Annotated in this window: 1 protein-coding gene; it reads right to left on the bottom strand. The window is 75.3% G+C overall.

Annotated features, from left to right (window positions below; translation table 11 throughout):
* On the bottom strand, positions 1–4,125 hold a 4,125-nt coding region (locus ABT106_RS31270), incomplete at both ends, for a beta-ketoacyl synthase N-terminal-like domain-containing protein (protein ID WP_351284258.1).

Genomic DNA, 4,125 nt, shown 5'->3' with positions numbered 1-4,125 from the left:
CCGCGTCCGGGTGGGTGTCGAGGTAGGTGCGCAGGGCGCGGGCCTGGTCCTTCAGCGCGTCCTCGCTGTGGCCGGACAGCAGCCACGGAGCCGCGACGCCGCCAGGCTCCCCGACGGGCTCGGACTCGTACGGGGGTGCCTCCTCCAGCACCACGTGGGCGTTGGTCCCGCTCATGCCGAACCCGGACACACCCGCCCGCCGCGGCCGCCCGTTCGGCAGCCACTCCCGGGCCTCCGTGAGCAGTTCGACCGCGCCGGCCGACCAGTCGACGTGCGGGGACGGTTCGTCCACGTGCAGCGTGCGGGGCAGCACGCCGTGCCGCATCGCCTCGACCATCTTGATGATCCCGCCGACCCCGGCCGCCGCCTGGGTGTGCCCGATGTTCGACTTCAGCGACCCCAGCCACAACGGCCGCTCGTCCGGCCGGTCCTGCCCGTACGTCGCGACGATCGCCTGTGCCTCGATCGGGTCGCCCAGCGTCGTCCCCGTACCGTGCGCCTCCACCGCGTCCACGTCCGCCGCGTCCAGTCCGGCGTCGGCGAGGGCCTGGCGGATCACCCGCTGCTGCGAGGGACCGTTCGGCGCGGTGATGCCGTTGCTGGCACCGTCCTGATTGGTGGCGGTGCCCCGTACGACGGCCAGCACCTGGTGGCCGTTGCGCCGGGCATCCGACAGCCGCTCCACCAGGAGCAGACCGACGCCCTCGCCGAAGGCGGTGCCGTCGGCCGAGGCCGCGAACACCTTGCACCGCGCGTCCTGGGCCAGCCCGCGCTGCCGGCTGAACCCGATGAAGATGTCCGGGTTCGCCAGAACGGTCGCGCCGCCGGCCAGAGCCAGGTCGCATTCGCCGGTCCGCAGCGCCTGAACCGCGAGGTGCAGGGCCACCAGCGAGGACGAGCACGCCGTGTCCACGGTCACGGCCGGGCCCTCCAGGCCCAGCGTGTACGCGATGCGGCCGGAGGCGATCGACCCCGCGCTGCCGATCCCGAGGTAACCCTCCATGTCGGCGGGCAGCTTCACCCGCGAGCCGTAGTCGGTGTAGACGACCCCGGCGAACACCCCCGTCTTCGAACCGTGCAGCGAGGTCGGGTCGATGCCGGCCCGCTCGAACGCCTCCCACGCGGCCTCCAGCAGCAGCCGCTGCTGCGGGTCCATGCTCGTGGCCTCGCGGGGACTGATCCCGAAGAACCCGGGGTCGAACTGGTCGGCGTCGTGCAGGAAGCCGCCCTCCCGGGCGTACGAAGTGCCCGGGTGAGCGGGGTCCGGGTCGAACAGCCGGTCCAGGTCCCAGCCGCGGTTGACCGGGAACGGGGAGATGACGTCGCTCTCCGACGCGACCACCTGCCACAGGTCCTCCGGGGAACGGACACCCCCCGGATAGCGGCACGCCATCGCCACGATCGCGATCGGCTCCCCGTCGTAGGCGCCCGAGGCCGCGCCCCGCGCCGCCGCCCGGTTTGTTGCGCCGAACAGTTCGGTCCGCAGATGGGCGGCGAGCGCGCCGGGCGACGGATGGTCGAAGACGAGCGTGCTGGGCAGCCTGAGCCCGGTCGCCGTAGTGAGCCGGTTGCGCAGCTCCACGGCGGTGAGGGAGTCGAAGCCGAGGTCCTTGAAGGCGCGCGAGGCATCGACGGCGTCCCGGGCCGAGTGCCCCAGCACGCTCGCCACCTGCGCCTTCACCAGGTCCAGCAAGGTCCGTAGCTGTTCGGCCTCCGGCAGCCCGCCGAGGGAGGCCGCGAGGGATCCGGCCGCCGCGGCCGGCCCCGCCGACGCGCTGCGTACGACGCGGACCAGGGAACCCAGGACCGGTGGCAACAGCCCCGCACCGGCCCGTTCGACCAGCGCGGCCCGGCTCAACCGGGCCGCGACGAGCACACCGCGTCCCCCGGCCCGTGAGGCCAGCGCGAGCAGGTCGTCCACCTGACCGGCCCCGAACGGGACCAGACCGCGGGAGGCGGCGGGGTCGCCCGCGGACTCGCGGGGACCCCAGGCGAGCGACAGGCCCGGCAGCCCGAGCGTACGGCGGTGGTGCGCGAGCGCGTCGAGGTAGGAGCCCAGCGCCGCACCGGCGGCGCGCCCGGTCCCGCCGAGGACCGCGGACGGGTCCGGGGACAGCAGGGTGAAGGAGGCCGGCTCCGCACCCAGGGTCAGCTCGTGCAGGTTCCACGCCGCCGAGACTCCGTCCCGCAGCGCGGCGGCGAACGCGTCCGGGTCGATGGACAGCAGGACCGTTCCGGCCGCCGGCTCGGCGACGTGGACGACGGCGGTCGGCGCCTGGCCGGCCGGCAGCAGGGCCAGGGCCAAAGCGAGCGCGTCCCGGTCCGCCGCCGTGCCGTCCGCGACGCGCACGGTGATCCCCTGATCCGCGTACGGTGCGGCCCAGGACGGGTCCGCGCCGAGCAGCAGCAGGCTCCGGGCCCCGCGCACCCGCACGAAGTGGTGGGCCGCGGCCCGCGCGAGATCGCCGCTGCCGGAGATGACCACGGTGCCCGTGTCCGTGCGTAGGTCCGTGTCCGTGCCGTACGGCGCGGGTGCTTCGGCGAAGTCGGCGGGGGTGCTCCGGTCCAGCCGGGGCACGCTCACCACCCCTGCGCGCAGGGCGAGCTGGGGCTCCCCGGACGCGAGGGCCGCGGCCAGGGCGGTCAGCGAGGAGGTCTCGCCGTCGAGGTCGATCAGGGTGATCCGGTCGGGGTGCTCCGACTGCACCGCCCGTACCAGCCCCCACACGGAGGCCGGTGCCAGATCCTGTACGTCCTGCGGGTGGGTGGCCACCGCGTGCCGGGTCAGCACGACGAGCCGGCTCGCCGCCGCCGAGGGCGCGGCGAGGAGGCGTTGCAGGCGGGGGAGCAGCGAGTCCGCGTCGGGCGCCACGAGGAAGACGACGGCGGGGCCGTCGTGCGCACCCTGCGGGTCGTACGCGTCGACCGGCGCGGATCCGAGCGCCGCCTCCAGACCGGGCAGTCCCGTACCGGGCAGTCCCGTACCGGGCAGGTCCGTGGCGGGGAGGTCCCCACCGGGCAGGTCCGGATCGTCCAGGAACCACGTGGCGAAGGCGCCCTCCGGCTTCCGGGAGGGGGCGAGCGGAACCCAGTCGAGCCCCAGCAGCCAGTCGTGCCGGGCGTCGGCGGCCCGGGGCAGCGCGCGCAGCGCGACCGATCCGACGGTGGCGACGGGTGCCCCCGCGGCGTCGGTGACGCGCAGCGCGTAGCCGTCGCCCCGGGCGGTGAGGACCACCCGCAGCGTTCCGGCGCCGACGGCGTGCAGGGTGACGTCCTGCCAGTCGGCCGGCACCACGTCCTCGTCGAGCGCGGCGAGCGCGGCCTGAAGGGCCGTGTCGAGCAGCGCGGGGTGCAGACCGTAGCGGGCGGCCTCCCCCGCCGTGTCCTCGGGCAGTGAGACCTCGGCGTGGGCGGGGCGGCCGTCCGCGCCCCGTGCGGGAGGCCAGGCCGCCGGGCCGCCGGGGGCGGGCTCCTCGGCCGGGACCGCGACCGCGAGGCGACCTGAGGCCAGAGCGGTCCACGGCCGGTGCAGCGAGTCCTCGTCGGCGCCGTCCTCGTAGGGCTGGGCGTGCAGGGCGAACGCGCGGTCGCCGCCCTCGCCCGGAGCGGACACGGTGAGCTGTACGTCGACCCCGCCGGCCGCGGGCAACGGTACGGCGTCACCGAGCGAGAGGCGGGCCACGCCGAGCCCGCCGAGGACACGTCCCGCCTGGAGGGCGAGCTCGAACGGCACGGTGCCGTTGAGGGTCCGGCCGGTGAGCCACGGATGGGCGCGCGCGGAGATCCGCCCGGTGAGGAGGAGGGTGTCGCCGTCGGCGAGGGTGGTCGCCGCGGCCAGCAGGGGGTGCTGGGTGGTGTGCAGTCCGAGGCTCTCCGGGTCACCGCCCGTCGCCGCGTCCTCGAGCCAGTAGCGGTGGTGTTGGAAGGGGTAGGTGGGGAGGTTGGTGGGGGGTGTGGTGGGGGGTGTGGTGTGCCAGGTGGTGGGGGTGCCGTGGGTGTGGTGGTGGGCGAGGTGGGTGTGGAAGTGGGTGAGGGTGCCTTGGTTGCGGCGGAGGGTTCCGGTGGTGAGGGGTGTGGTGGGGAGGTTGGTGTGGGTTTCGAGGGTGTCTTGGATGGCGGTGGTGA

It is taken from the genome of Streptomyces sp. NPDC002044 (assembly GCF_040296725.1).
Classification (GTDB): Bacteria; Actinomycetota; Actinomycetes; order Streptomycetales; family Streptomycetaceae; genus Streptomyces; species Streptomyces antarcticus.
The sequence above is the reverse complement of the archived record's forward strand: the minus strand, read 5'-3'. Positions and strand labels throughout refer to the sequence as shown.